Origin of the sequence: Mesorhizobium sp. B2-3-4, assembly GCF_006442315.1 — a bacterium.
GTDB lineage: Bacteria > Pseudomonadota > Alphaproteobacteria > Rhizobiales > Rhizobiaceae > Mesorhizobium.
The window spans coordinates 80,030-92,582 of record NZ_VFVY01000024.1 but is presented as its reverse complement, the minus strand read 5'-3'; the positions used below and the strand labels follow the sequence as shown (position 1 = coordinate 92,582).

The window sequence follows — 12,553 nt, the reverse complement described above, 5'->3', positions numbered from 1 at the left end:
TACCGTCTCTCCCAGGCCCGCCGGGAAGGTGAGAACTCAACCTTTCGCCATCCTGCGGATCGCACTCGACGACAGCGAGGAACGCGGACCGTGGATGAAGGTCCAGGCCGGCGCCTTCATGCGGGCGATGAGCGGCGCGTCGCCTTCATCGATGCGGGCATAGTCGAAGGTCTTGGCGACCACCGACGACAGGAAGGACAGCGTCGCGCCGGGGCGGTCGATGACCGCGATCGGGAAGGTGAGCACGATCTCGCGCCAGCTCTGCCAGCGATGGAAATCGCGCAGGCTGTCCGCGCCCATGATCCAGACGAAGTCGACGCCGGGATTGCGCGCCTTGACCAGGGCCAGCGTGTCGGCGGTGTAGCGCACGTGATGCGCCGCCTCGAAGGCGGTGACCTTGATCTTCGGGTTCTTGGCGATCTTCTCGGAAAGCGCGATGCGCTCGCCGAGCGGCGCCAGCTCGCGTGTGCTCTTCAGCGGATTGCCTGGCGTCACCATCCACCACAACTGGTCGAGCGCCAGGCGCCTAAGCGCGATCTCGGCGACCAGCGCGTGACCGGCGTGCGGCGGATTGAACGAACCGCCGAACAGGCCGACCGCAAGACCCTTGGCGGCGTAAGGCATTTTGAGATAGCGGGTCGGGACGGCGTGCCCGGGAGATGCCAGCATCGCGGTCACAGACCCCCTCAGGTCCTGTCGGCGAAATGGATCAAGGCCTCACCTGTCCCGACCCGCGCACGCGGTACTTGAACGAGGTCAGTTGCTCGACGCCGACCGGGCCGCGCGCATGCATCTTGCCGGTGGCGATGCCGATCTCGGCGCCCATGCCGAACTCGCCGCCGTCTGCGAACTGCGTCGAGGCATTGTGCAGCAGGATCGCCGAATCGATCTCGTTGAAGAAGCGCTCCACCGCCGCCGCATCCTCGGCGACGATCGCCTCGGTGTGATGCGATGAGAAGGTCTCGATGTGGTCGATCGCACCTTCTATGCCGTCGACCAGTTTCACCGCGATGATGGCGTCGAGATATTCGGTTACCCAGTCGGCATCATCAGCCGGCTTGGCGTCGAAAAACAGCTTCATCACCTGTTGATCGGCATGGATTTCGCAGCCGGCGGCGCGCAAGGCATCGAGGATCGGCACCAGATGGGTGGATGCCACAGCGCGGTCGACCAGCAGCGTTTCGGCCGCGCCGCAGACGCCGGTGCGCCGCATCTTGGCGTTGACCGCGATCCGGACCGCCATGTCGAGATCGGCGGAGCGGTCGATATAGAGATGGCAGATGCCTTCCAGATGGGCAAAGACCGGCACCCGTGCCTCGCTCTGCACCCGGCCGACCAGGCTTTTGCCGCCGCGCGGGATGATGACGTCGAGATTGCCCGAGAGCCCCTTGAGCATTTCGCCGACCGCGGCGCGGTCGGTGGTTGGCACAAGCTGGATTGCATCCTCGGGCAGACCGGCGGCCTTCAGGCCTTCGGCCAGGCAGGCGTGGATCGCTGACGACGAATTGAGTGAATCCGAGCCGCCGCGCAGGATCACCGGATTACCGGCCTTGAGGCACAGCGCGCCGGCATCGGCCGTGACATTCGGCCGGCTTTCATAGATGACGCCGACGACGCCGAGCGGCGTGCGTACGCGCTCGATGGCGAGGCCATTGGGACGCTCCCACGCGGCAATCACGTCACCCACCGGATCCTTGAGCGCGGCGATCTCGCGAATGCCGTCCGCCATCGCGCCTATGCGCGCCGGATCGAGTTTCAGCCGGTCCATGAAGGAGCCGGACAGTCCGGATTCGTGGCCATTCGCAACGTCGATGGCATTGGCCTCGAGAATGGCCTGCTCATTCCGCAAAACAGCGTCTGCCATGGCCGTCAACGCGGCATTCTTGGCGGCAGTGGTTGCAACGGCCAACGGTCGGGCAGCAGCGCGGGCGCGGCGGCCGATGTCGGCCATCAGCGCCAAGGTGTCGTCCCGGGATTGTTCATGCAGCTTCAGCATGGCTCATCTTCCGCTTGTCTCGTTTCCTGCCCGTACTTGGTCACTGGCCCGTACTTGGTCACTGGGATGACTCACCACCAGGTCATCGCGGTGGATCATCGCCGAACGCGCCTCGTAGCCGAGCACCGTCTCGATTTCGGCTGTCTTCAGGCCTGCGATCCTTACGGCATCGGCGGCGTCGTAGGCAACCAGCCCGCGTGCGATCTCGCGGCCCTCGGGCGACAGAATCGCCACCGTGTCGCCGCGCGAGAAATTGCCGCTGACCAGCTTGACCCCTGCCGGCAGCAGCGACTTGCCCGAAATCAGCGCCCCTATGGCGCCGGCATCGACGGTCAGCCGGCCGGCCGGCTCGAGCTGTCCGGCGATCCAGGTCTTGTAGCCCTTGACCGGATTGGCGCTCGGCCGGAAGAAGGTGGCGCGCTCGCCGCGCTCGATCGCCATCAGCGGCGACAGCCGCGTGCCCGAGGTGATGATCATCGCCGTGCCGGCGGCATTGGCGATCTTGCCGGCATCGAGCTTGGTGCGCATGCCGCCGCGCGACAGTTCGGAAGCCGCCGCGCCCGCCATCGCCTCGATGTCAGGCGTGATGCGGTCGACCACCGGAATGAACTTTGCGTCGGGATCGCGCGCCGGCGGCGCGGTGTAGAGCCCGTCAATGTCGGAGAGCAGGACCAGAAGGTCCGCACCCATCATCGTCGCCACCCGCGCGGCCAGCCGGTCATTGTCGCCATAGCGGATTTCGGAGGTCGCCACCGTGTCGTTCTCATTGATGACCGGCACCGCCTTCATCTTGAGCAGCGTCGAGATCGTCGCGCGCGCGTTGAGGTAGCGGCGGCGTTCTTCGGTATCGCCGAGCGTCAAGAGAATCTGGCCCGATTTCAGGTCACCCTTGCCAAGCGCGTCAGACCAGGCGCCGGCGAGCGCGATCTGGCCGACAGCCGCCGCCGCCTGGCTTTCCTCGAGCTTCAACGCTCGCTTGCCGAGGCCCAGAATGGTGCGGCCAAGCGCGATGGCGCCGGACGACACGACGAGGATCTCGGCCCCGCCCTGGGCAAGCACGGCGATATCGTCGGCAAGCGATGCGAGCCAGTCGCGCTTCAGGCCGCTGGCGCGGTCGACGAGCAGCGCCGAACCGATCTTGACCGTGATGCGCCGGTATTTCCTCAACGACTGCATGGCTTACTTTTCCCAGCGCGTCTCGACCGGCGCCACGACAGCGTCGCGCGCTTCCGCGACCACGGCCATCAGCGCGCGCAACACCGCCTCGACACCTTCGCCGGTGACAGCCGACAGCAGCATCGGCGCACGCCCGGCGGCGCGTTTGAGCGACGCGACCTTCTTCTTGCGAGCGTCGGCGTCGAGCGTGTCGGCCTGGCTCAGCGCCAGGATCTCGACCTTGTCTGTCAGGCCATTGCCATAGGCTTCGAGTTCGGCGCGCACGGTCTTGTAGGCCTTGCCGGGATTTTCTTCCTGCGCCGAAACCAGATGCAGCAGCACACGCGTGCGCTCGACATGGCCGAGGAAGCGGTCACCGATGCCCACCCCCTCATGCGCGCCTTCGATGAGGCCCGGAATGTCGGCGATGACGAATTCGCGTGCATCGATACGCGCCACCCCGAGCCCCGGATGCAGCGTCGTGAACGGATAGTCGGCGATCTTCGGCTTGGCCGCGGTGACGGCGGCCAGGAATGTCGACTTGCCGGCATTGGGCAGTCCGACCAGGCCGGCATCGGCGATCAGCTTCAGCCTGAGCCAGATGTTGAGTTCCTCGCCCGGCAGGCCGGGGTTGGCGCGGCGCGGCGCCTGGTTGGTCGAGGTCTTGAAATGCTGGTTGCCGAAGCCGCCATTGCCGCCCTTGGCGAGCAGGAAGCGCTGGCCGATCACGGTCAGGTCGCAGATCAGCGTCTCGTTGTCCTCTTCGAACACCTGCGTGCCGGCTGGCACTTTCAGCGTGACATCGGCACCCTTGGCGCCCGTCATGTTGCGGCCCATGCCGTGGACACCGGTCTTGGCCTTAAAATGCTGCTGGTAGCGATAGTCGATCAGCGTGTTCAAGCCATCGACCGCTTCCAGCCAGACATCGCCGCCGCGACCGCCATCGCCGCCGTCGGGCCCGCCGAACTCGATGAATTTCTCGCGCCGGAACGACACGGACCCCGCGCCGCCATCGCCGGAGCGGACATAGACCTTGGCTTGATCGAGAAATTTCATTGGGCTTTGGTTTCTTTTATTGGCCTTGCGGCATTGCTCTAAACCTTCGGCCTTGCTCTAAACCAAGGCGCGGCGAAGGGCGAGGCCGTTTTGTGACAATGGCCGGGTGGGGTCGGCCGGAGATGTCGGAATGAAGCTTGTAACCTACAATATCCAGTACGGCATCGGTCTCGACGGACGCTACGATGTCGGGCGTATCGCCGATGCCGTGCGCGGCGCCGACGTGGTCGCCCTGCAGGAGGTCACCCGCAACAATCCCAGGAATGGCGGGCGTGACATGGTCGCCGAGATCGGCGAGGCGCTGCCCGACTATTTCGCCGTCTATGGCAGCAATTTCGAGGCCAATCTCGGTTCGCGCATCGAAAACGGCCGCGCCATCACCACCACCTTCCAGCTCGGCAACATGGTTCTGTCGAAGACGCCCATTCATCTGTCGCGCAACCTGCTCCTGCCGCGCAGCCGCAGCTTCGAGATGATGAACTTCCAGCGCGGCGCGCTGGAAGCGCTGATCGAGACGCCGCTTGGCTTCATCCGCTTCTATTCCATCCACCTCGATCACCGCAGCCCGGTCGAGCGCGCCAGCCAGATCCAGTTCCTGCGCCAGCGCCTGTTGAACTACGCGCTCGAAGGCGGCGCGCTGTCGGGCGTCGCCGAGATCGGCCTGCCCGAAATGCCGCATCCCGAGGCCTTTGTGGCGATGGGCGATTTCAACATGCTGGCCGGCTCGCCCGAATATGTCGAACTCGCCGGCCGGCCGGACCATGAATTCGGCATGCCGCTGACCGCCGATTTCGCCGTCGATGCCGCCTTGCGCCTCAACATCACCGGCGACGACCTGATCACCTTCGGCGACCCCAAGCGCCAAAAACGTATCGACTATGTCTTCACCAGCGCCTCGCTTGCCCGGTCTCTGAAGCGCTTGTGGGTCGACCGAAAGGCGGCCGGTTCGGATCACTTCCCGGTGTGGGCCGAGTTGGGCTGAACCCAATTCGCTCTGAACCTTTGCTTCGGCCAGGCGCCGAGGTGTGCCGAGATTCAGGTCAGGCCGAGCCGAAAACGTGGGTTTCCGAGAACCGGAGCGGAGCGGACATAAGTCCGTGAGCTCAGTTCTACTGCGGCGCAGTAGAACGGGGAAGCGCAGGAAACCTGCGTTTGCAGGCCCGCCTCACCTGAATATCGACACACCTAGAAGTGGACCCAGTTCCGCAGGCTGGTCCAGGTCTTCCTGTCGAGCCGGTAACGCTCCACAGGCACCTGGCCGGCGACGATGGAGTTCAGCATGCCCTGGCCGGCATACTGGAAACCGCACTTGTGGATCACCCGGCGCGAGGCCGGATTGATGACCCGGGTCGAGGCGTGCAACACCTGGATCGAGGTCTTCTGGAAGGCGAGATCGACCAGCGCGTGAGCGGCTTCGGTCGCATAGCCGCGCTTCCAGTGGGGCTCGCCGATCCAGTAGCCGAGTTCCAGCCCGCGATCGGTGGTGTTCAAGCCCGCGCAACCGACGAAGGTCTCGGTGCCGGCCAGCGTCAAGGCATAGGCTATGCCGGCGCGGCGCGACTGGGTCATGGTGAGGAAAGCACGCCCCTCGGCCTCGCCATAGGGGTGCGGCATGCGCGCCAGCATCTCGGCGACGTGACGGTTGTCGGCAAGCTCGACCAGTTGCGCGAGATCCCGCTCATGCGGAGCGCGCATCACCAGCCGCTCGGTGACCAGCACCGGGCAATCTATCGCGTAACTTTCGTCTTCTGAGTCTTCCGCTTCGGCAACCATTTCAAAGTCCTCCAGGCACAAGAAAAAGGGGAGATGGAAACCCATCTCCCCTGATCCTTTTCCTGGCTTTGCCAACCTTCTGGCTTCCAGACACCGGTTCCCGAGATGGGCGCCGGTGTTCTAGTGCGGAACCGGCTACTCCGCGGCTTTGGCGATCGGATTGACCGATACGTAGGTTCGGCCGTTGGCTTTTTTGTTGAACGTCACGGCGCCGGACTCGAGCGCGAAAAGCGTATGGTCGGTACCCATGCCGACATTGACGCCGGGGTGCCAGGTCGTGCCGCGTTGACGAATGATGATGTTGCCCGGGATGACGGCTTCGCCGCCGAACTTCTTCACGCCCAGACGCTTGGAATGCGAGTCGCGACCGTTGCGCGACGAGCCGCCAGCTTTCTTGTGTGCCATCTAACTAACTCCATTGCGCCGCAAGGCGCCTGAAAGGCCTTATGAACGCGTTCGCGTTCCGTTTCAAGTCCGATCCGGCTGATGTTTCGCCGGAAAAATTACTTCTTCGCCAGTTCCTTGGCCTGTTCGCGCCAGTCCTTGATCTGGTCGGCGCTGAACGGCATGTGCTCGTCGATCTTGGCGACATCCTTGTCGCTGAGCTTGGCGAGCTGCGCGAAGGTGACGATGCCCTGTTCGGCGAGATCCTTGGCGGCGACCGGGCCGATGCCCTTGATCACGGTCAGGTCGTCCGGCTCGCCCTTCGGCGCCTTGAACAGCGGTGCAGCTGCCGTCTCGGCCTTTGCCTCGTCCTTCGGGGCGGCGTCCTTCTTGGCCTTGGCTTCCTTCGGCGCCGCGTCGGCGGCGACCTCGGCCTTGGCTTCCGCCTTGACGGCGGCCTTCTTGGCGGGCTTGGCGCCACCCAGCAGGATCTCGGAGATCCGCACGGTGGTCAAAAGCTGGCGATGGCCGATCTTGCGGCGCGAATTCTGGCGGCGGCGCTTCTTGAAAGCGATGACCGTGCGGTTCTTGCCCTGCTCGACGACTTCCGCCGTGACCAGAGCGCCATCGACGAACGGCGCGCCGAAGGTGACATTCTCGCCTTCGCCATGGGCGAGGACGTGGCCGATCTCGACGATATCGCCGACATTGGCTTCGACTTTTTCGATCTTCAGGAGATCGTTGGCGGCGACGCGATACTGCTTGCCGCCCGTTTTGATGACTGCGAACATTTTTTGCCTTTCGCTGTTCGGTCGGCCTTGATGAACCGCCTCTGGCGGTTCGGCCGTCTTTTTGTCAGTCTGCGGGTTCAAAAAACAAGCGGCGCGGAGCACCCTCCACGCCGATTGCGCGCTTCCCCTAACCGAAGGTTCGACGTGAGTCAAGGCAACGCCGGTGCCGGGACTGTTATTGGCCGGCAGACGCCAGCCGTGTCAACATGACCCCGATTGCATTGCCGTCGGCGGGGAGAGGGATGCGCGGCTGGTCGGGACTGTGCCTGGGCATGGCTTTGCTGGCATCGACGGCCGCGCCGGCGCGAGCCGGGCCGAACCCGGTCGCCGAAAGCGTCGATGCCGCCGTCACCGCATGGATGAAGGACCACGCCATCGCCGATGCCGAGGTCGCCGTCGCGCTGCACCAGACGATCGTCGGCTCCTACGACCATGGCTGGAAGCCGACAGAACGGCGCCCGGTCGCCAGCCTGTCGAAAGCCATAACCGGCGTTTGCATGGCGGGGCTCGTCGATGACAGGCGCCTGGCGTTCACGGATACGCTGGGCAGCTTGCTCGCCGGCTATTTCAAGCGAAACAACGGCGCAAACGCCCCGAAGGACCCCCGTTTTACCGCCATCACCATCGAGGAACTGCTCACCCATCGCGCCGGGCTGGTCAAGAACGCCTTCGACGACAGGAACGATCATTCGGTCGGCGCCTCGTTCAGGACGGCGACGCAAACCATGCTCGAATCCGCTCCCGGCAGCACGATGTCCTACAGCGACAGCGGCTACCTCATCCTGGGCTATGTCGCGCAGGTGCTCGCCAACCAGGCCTACGGCAATGTCTGCGGCAAGGTCTTCACCAGGCTTGGCATGCCGGCCAATGCCGGCATCATCGACGCCACGCTGGCGGCACGGGCGCCGAATGGCGGTTGGGATATCTCGGCGCAGGATTATGCGCGGTTTCTCTACGCCTTCGACGAGACATCAGGCATTCTTGGCCCGACGACGCGCCAATGGCTCGACGCCTTGCCGGGCAAGGTGAGCTACACGCTCGGCGCCTACAGGAAGCGCACCGCTCGCGGCACGCAGTATTATCACGACGGCCTGCTGCATCATCACATGCCCGACTATCCCAAGACCGGCGGTTCGTTCTTCTTCGTCAACGAGGCCGGCTATGCCGCCGTGGTGATCTTTTCCGGCGAAAATGACGGCAAGACCTATGGCGCCCTGGAGAAGGCGGTGATGGCGGCAATGACCGCCAAGACCGCCTATGCCGTACCAGGGCAATAGGCGCGAAACGCAGCGGTCGATCCAGGGCCTGCCGGGGATGCCGGACGACAAGCCAAATATCGGTGGATTTGGCCTTGTAACCTGCCCGATCAGCCGTTATCTAGTGCGCCGCGCCGGCAACGGCCGACCATGACCGCGGAGAGGTGGCAGAGTGGTCGAATGCACCGCACTCGAAATGCGGCATGGGTGCAAGCCCATCGGGGGTTCGAATCCCTCCCTCTCCGCCATCATTGCGCACTTCAACATCGCTGCGTGCTCGCCGTTCACATTGCTTGGCAGCTTCTAAACTGAAGCGCTTGTCGCTCCGGCAAAATATAGATGGCGATGCTTGAGCTTGAACATAGCATCGCAGTGATGTCTTGGCTCGGTGGCTGCTCGGCCGGTTTACTGGAATTTTCGCGTTGTCGGGAGTTGGTTGGTCGACCATCACGCCTTACGTGGGATTACTGCTCCAACCGGCTCTGCTGAAGAACTTGACTCGACTCAATTCGATTTCGATGATTGATTTCGCTGACGTGCGATCCAGCATAGATTGCGCGCAGGGGACGAAAACATCTTTTCTTTGCTGATCAGCAGGCTGACGGTCCGTGACTTGGTCGACTGCTCCAGTGCGCGCGTCAGATCGGTCGTAAAAATGAGAATTTTTCTTTTTTTGATGTTCCTCTGCGCAACCTGGGGCTTGGGCAGCTTTGCATCAAGTGCGGCAGAGACAACCGGGGCTTGGTCGCAAAGAGTGCAGATATTCTACGAGCCAGCAACTCGCTCAATCGTACGCAAGAACATTCGTGTTTGGGACTTCCATCCCGAACGCCAGCTTGATTTTCTCTGGGAACCAAGCGCGAGACAATCTCCAAACACCGAGATCTCAAGCGATGGGACAGTGAACGGCAAAGGGAAGCTGATTTGGCGCGTACGCGGATCCGCGAACTACGACCAGCAGACTGTGTTTAGCACCTACGTCGGCGGGATGAAGAACGGACGAGCCGATGGACAGGGGCGCCTCGAAATCCGATCAGGAGAAGTATGGGAAGGCAACTGGGCCGGCGGCGAGCTCAATGGAACAGGCACCCACTTGGATGCTACCGGCTCTCGTTTCGAGGGTCAGTTTGCAGCGGGATTGCCGAACGGCAATGGCACGCTGTACCTGACGACAGGTGAGATTTTCGAGGGGCGTTTTGTGAACGGCCTGAAGGATGGCCAAGGGCGTACCATTCTTCCAGGCGGAACTGTCTACTCGTCATCCTGGACATTAGGCAGAGAGGAACTGAAGCGTCGTCCGACTCCGCTTAGCGACGCAACGTCGGGTGGATTGATAGCGGCCTCCTCAATTAGAGGCGCCGCCGACAAGACCGAGATCGGTGTTTCCGTAAACCAAAGGCTGAATCTAGAAGCCATTATGGCTTACCAAACCGCTGCCGGACCCGACGCGATCGAAGTATTCCCTGAGCGGGACGATATCGTCAGCGCTTGGCGTGGGATGCGTAAACTCGTTGCCAATACCGCCGGACCGGGTGAAATAGAATGGGATAAAGTACGCACGTTTCTCGATATCGAGACCAAAAGCACTGATCGATCAAATCTTCGACTAAAAAGCACTCGATTGCAGGTCGCTTCGAGCGAAGTGTTTCGCCGGCCAATGCTACGAGTAGAAAGTGGCTCTGGCTGCGTTGGCTTTAGACCCTATTTCGCCTTCTTGAACGATGGCTGGGGCGGTGTGGAGGATGCGACAATATCATTCCATTTCGTTCGAAAAGCCTTTGATGCGGGCTGGCAGCAGGTCACGGTTGGGGAACCCAGCCCGGATTTTAGCCAGACCATAGGGGACTTTTCTAGTGGAGTGGATGTGTCACTTGAAGATCTCTTCCAACAATTGAATGTCAACGCAGCCAGTTTGACCAATGAACGGTTTAGTTGCTCGTCCCATACTGTGATGGATCAGTGCGGCGAGAAATTGAGAGCTCAGGGAATTTTTGGAGAAATGAGCGACTACGTCTGGGTCAGTGTTCCTGGCATGTCCATGAACACCACTCTCGAGGGATCCATCCGATATAATTGGACCGATGACAGCGACGTCGTCCATCAAGAGTACGAGCCGTTTGAGGTCACGGTGCAAATGGCCGCTCTGGAGATTCCCGACCCATTGTTTGAGTGTGGCGACGGCGCCGAAGCATCGCCCGAGGCAATGCAATTTCAAGATATAAAGCTTGTGCCCAGCAAATCCGGCTATTCAGTCAATCTGACATTAAAGGGGAATAAGACCGGACCAAGGTTCGTGAATAGGCTAAAGCTATGGTCAGACACTTCGTCAATTACGAGATTCAGAGTTGTGTCGAAGTTCGCCGATGGCAGTGAGCGGCTCAGTAAGCCCGTTATTTTTCACTATTTCAGGCCGAACTTCTCCAAATTCACTCCGAGACAGCCGCCGTCTTGCTACCTGTCGTCCAACTATGCGCCTTGCGGATAACGATCCATGTCCAAAAGGCATGAGCACCCTTTCAACGCAACGATCTTGGGAAGCCTCCATCGGATTTCCCGAAGACGAAACCTTTTTTACCGCCCCACATCCACCCCGCGGATAAACTCGCGCAACGTTTCCATGTCCCAGGACAGCGGCCGGTCGTCGCTATAGTGCGCGACGCGTTGGCGCACGGCCTGGTAGATGGCGTCGGTGCCCGGCGCCCGCTCGGCCTTGCCGGACAGGAAATCATGCGCCTGCGCGGCGGCCATGAGTTCGATCGCCAGGATGTATTCGGCGTTGTCGATGACCGCCAGCAGCTTGTTGGCCGCCACCGTCGGGTGGGCGAGAAAATCCTCTTGCAGGCCTGACGTGACGCCGCCATCCGTCGCCGCCGGCGCGGCAAGGCGCCGGTTGACGTTGCTGAGCGACGTGGCGGTGTACTGGGCGATCATGAATCCGGAATTGCAGCCGCCCTCGGCGGCCAGGAATGGCGGCAGGTTGTTGACCAGCGGATTGACCATGCGGTCGATGCGGCGTTCGCTCATCGCCGCGACCTGCGCCAGCGCAATGGTCAGGCCGTCGGCGGTCTGGCCGAGCGCCGGCGCCACCGCATGGGCCTGCGAAAACACCTGGGGGTCTTCGGGCGTGCCGGACACGGCGGGATTGTCGGTGACCGAAGCCAGTTCCCGGTCGACCAGCAGCGCCGAGCGCTCCAGCACCTCGCGCGCCGCGCCATGCACATGCGGCACGGCGCGCAGGCTGAGCGCATCCTGCGTGCGGATGCCTTGCGCCGCCGCTATCAGCCCGCTGCCGTCGAGCAGGCGCCGCAAAGACGCGCCGACGGCCGCGATGCCGGGCGACGGCCGCATGGCCAGTACCTGTTCATCGAAGGCCGCCATCTGCCCGCCCGCGGCTTCCAGCGTCAGCGCCGCCGCGGCATCGGCCCAGGTAAGCAGACGCTCGGCGCGCACCAGGGCGATGCTGGTCAGGCCGGTGGCGCATGCCGTGCCGTTGACGAGGCTCAACCCTTCCTTGGCGCCCAGCACCAGCGGCTCGAGCCCGATCGCCGCCAGCGCCTCGCGGCCGCTCATCCGGCGCCCGGCGACGCTCGCCCTGCCCTCGCCGATCAGCACCAGCGCGATATGGGCGTTGTGCGTGAGATATCCGGCCGATCCCCGCGAAGGAACATCCGGAATGCAGCCACGCTCGAGGAAGGTGATGAGGTTGCGCACGATCTCAGGCCGCACGCCCGAATGGCCATGGGCGAAATTCGCCACCTGCACGGCGATGATGGCGCGGATGCTGCGCTCGGGCGCCAGTTCGCCGACGCCGCAGGCGTGGCTCAGAATGATGTTGCGCGACAGTTTCTCCTGCAGCGCCGGCGCCACCACCTGGCTTGCGAGCGCCCCGACGCCGGTGTTCACGCCATAGGCGCGAATACCCTTTTCGACGAGGCTCGCCACGATGCGGTTTGCGTGGCCGATGCGATCCCAGGCGGCCGGCGCCAGGGCCAGGTCTTCGCCGTCTCCGACGCGCGCGATGTCGCGCCAGCTTGCGGCATTGTCGATGATTACAGTCATTCGTGGAGTCCACCCGGGCTGACAGCCGTCGAAACATGCGCCGGATACCAAGGCCCCGGCAGCGCCTAACTAGGGCCTTTCGA

The 12,553-nt window shown here is 62.9% G+C and carries 11 protein-coding genes and 1 tRNA gene; 4 read left to right on the top strand and 8 right to left on the bottom strand.

Annotated features, from left to right (window positions below):
* Nucleotides 1-36: 36 nt before the first annotated feature.
* The 4 genes from FJ967_RS28730 to obgE all read right to left on the bottom strand — a co-directional run bounded on the left by FJ967_RS28730 (nt 37) and on the right by obgE (nt 4,207).
* On the bottom strand, nt 37-624 hold the full coding sequence (locus tag FJ967_RS28730) for a nicotinate-nucleotide adenylyltransferase (protein ID WP_140735706.1): 588 nt from the start codon (nt 622-624) through the stop codon (nt 37-39).
* An 85-nt stretch (nt 625-709) separates the two neighbouring features.
* Nucleotides 710-1,996: a glutamate-5-semialdehyde dehydrogenase gene (locus tag FJ967_RS28725; RefSeq protein WP_140735682.1), complete on the bottom strand. Its 1,287-nt coding sequence runs from the start codon at nt 1,994-1,996 to the stop codon at nt 710-712.
* Nucleotides 1,997-1,999: 3 nt separating this feature from the next.
* A complete protein-coding gene (proB, locus tag FJ967_RS28720; protein WP_140735681.1) occupies nt 2,000-3,172 on the bottom strand; it encodes a glutamate 5-kinase in 1,173 nt (390 codons plus the stop codon).
* A gap of 3 nt (nt 3,173-3,175) precedes the next feature.
* Complete coding sequence (obgE, locus tag FJ967_RS28715; RefSeq protein ID WP_140735680.1) at nt 3,176-4,207, bottom strand: GTPase ObgE; 1,032 nt, start codon at nt 4,205-4,207, stop codon at nt 3,176-3,178.
* Between the two features lie 130 nt (nt 4,208-4,337).
* Between obgE and FJ967_RS28710 the strand changes: the two genes are divergently transcribed.
* Entirely contained in the window at nt 4,338-5,189 is an 852-nt protein-coding gene (locus FJ967_RS28710; RefSeq protein WP_140735679.1) for an endonuclease/exonuclease/phosphatase family protein, read from the top strand.
* Nucleotides 5,190-5,392: 203 nt separating this feature from the next.
* Here the strand turns inward: FJ967_RS28710 and FJ967_RS28705 are convergent, their stop codons facing one another.
* The 3 genes from FJ967_RS28705 to FJ967_RS28695 form a co-directional block, all read right to left on the bottom strand.
* Nucleotides 5,393-5,980: a GNAT family protein gene (locus FJ967_RS28705; RefSeq protein WP_181176182.1), complete on the bottom strand. Its 588-nt coding sequence runs from the start codon at nt 5,978-5,980 to the stop codon at nt 5,393-5,395.
* A gap of 135 nt (nt 5,981-6,115) precedes the next feature.
* Complete coding sequence (gene rpmA, locus FJ967_RS28700; protein WP_095771984.1) at nt 6,116-6,385, bottom strand: 50S ribosomal protein L27; 270 nt, start codon at nt 6,383-6,385, stop codon at nt 6,116-6,118.
* A 98-nt stretch (nt 6,386-6,483) separates the two neighbouring features.
* Complete coding sequence (locus tag FJ967_RS28695) at nt 6,484-7,155, bottom strand: 50S ribosomal protein L21 (RefSeq protein ID WP_140735677.1); 672 nt, start codon at nt 7,153-7,155, stop codon at nt 6,484-6,486.
* 272 nt (nt 7,156-7,427) lie between these two features.
* Here FJ967_RS28695 and FJ967_RS28690 point away from each other — a divergent pair, with 272 nt between their 5' ends.
* The 3 genes from FJ967_RS28690 (at nt 7,428) to FJ967_RS28680 (ending at nt 10,896) form a co-directional block, all read left to right on the top strand.
* Nucleotides 7,428-8,432 (top strand): serine hydrolase domain-containing protein, encoded by a 1,005-nt coding sequence (locus tag FJ967_RS28690; protein WP_181176181.1) that lies wholly within the window; start codon nt 7,428-7,430, stop codon nt 8,430-8,432.
* Between the two features lie 137 nt (nt 8,433-8,569).
* Nucleotides 8,570-8,659, top strand: a tRNA-Ser gene (locus FJ967_RS28685).
* A gap of 407 nt (nt 8,660-9,066) precedes the next feature.
* On the top strand, nt 9,067-10,896 hold the full coding sequence (locus FJ967_RS28680) for a hypothetical protein (protein ID WP_140735675.1): 1,830 nt from the start codon (nt 9,067-9,069) through the stop codon (nt 10,894-10,896).
* Nucleotides 10,897-10,982: 86 nt separating this feature from the next.
* Here FJ967_RS28680 and hutH read toward each other — a convergent pair whose 3' ends face one another.
* Nucleotides 10,983-12,470 (bottom strand): histidine ammonia-lyase, encoded by a 1,488-nt coding sequence (gene hutH / locus FJ967_RS28675; RefSeq protein WP_140735674.1) that lies wholly within the window; start codon nt 12,468-12,470, stop codon nt 10,983-10,985.
* Nucleotides 12,471-12,553: the final 83 nt, after the last annotated feature.

Bases quoted from the DNA above. Each gene is read 5' to 3' on its own strand.
- FJ967_RS28730 (WP_140735706.1), bottom strand. From the start codon at position 624: ATGCCTTACGCCGCCAAGGGTCTTGCGGTCGGCCTGTTCGGCGGTTCG.
- FJ967_RS28725 (WP_140735682.1), bottom strand. From the start codon at position 1,996: ATGCTGAAGCTGCATGAACAATCCCGGGACGACACCTTGGCGCTGATG.
- proB (WP_140735681.1), bottom strand. From the start codon at position 3,172: ATGCAGTCGTTGAGGAAATACCGGCGCATCACGGTCAAGATCGGTTCG.
- obgE (WP_140735680.1), bottom strand. From the start codon at position 4,207: ATGAAATTTCTCGATCAAGCCAAGGTCTATGTCCGCTCCGGCGATGGC.
- FJ967_RS28710 (WP_140735679.1), top strand. From the start codon at position 4,338: ATGAAGCTTGTAACCTACAATATCCAGTACGGCATCGGTCTCGACGGA.
- FJ967_RS28705 (WP_181176182.1), bottom strand. From the start codon at position 5,980: ATGGTTGCCGAAGCGGAAGACTCAGAAGACGAAAGTTACGCGATAGAT.
- rpmA (WP_095771984.1), bottom strand. From the start codon at position 6,385: ATGGCACACAAGAAAGCTGGCGGCTCGTCGCGCAACGGTCGCGACTCG.
- FJ967_RS28695 (WP_140735677.1), bottom strand. From the start codon at position 7,155: ATGTTCGCAGTCATCAAAACGGGCGGCAAGCAGTATCGCGTCGCCGCC.
- FJ967_RS28690 (WP_181176181.1), top strand. From the start codon at position 7,428: ATGGCTTTGCTGGCATCGACGGCCGCGCCGGCGCGAGCCGGGCCGAAC.
- FJ967_RS28680 (WP_140735675.1), top strand. From the start codon at position 9,067: ATGAGAATTTTTCTTTTTTTGATGTTCCTCTGCGCAACCTGGGGCTTG.
- hutH (WP_140735674.1), bottom strand. From the start codon at position 12,470: ATGACTGTAATCATCGACAATGCCGCAAGCTGGCGCGACATCGCGCGC.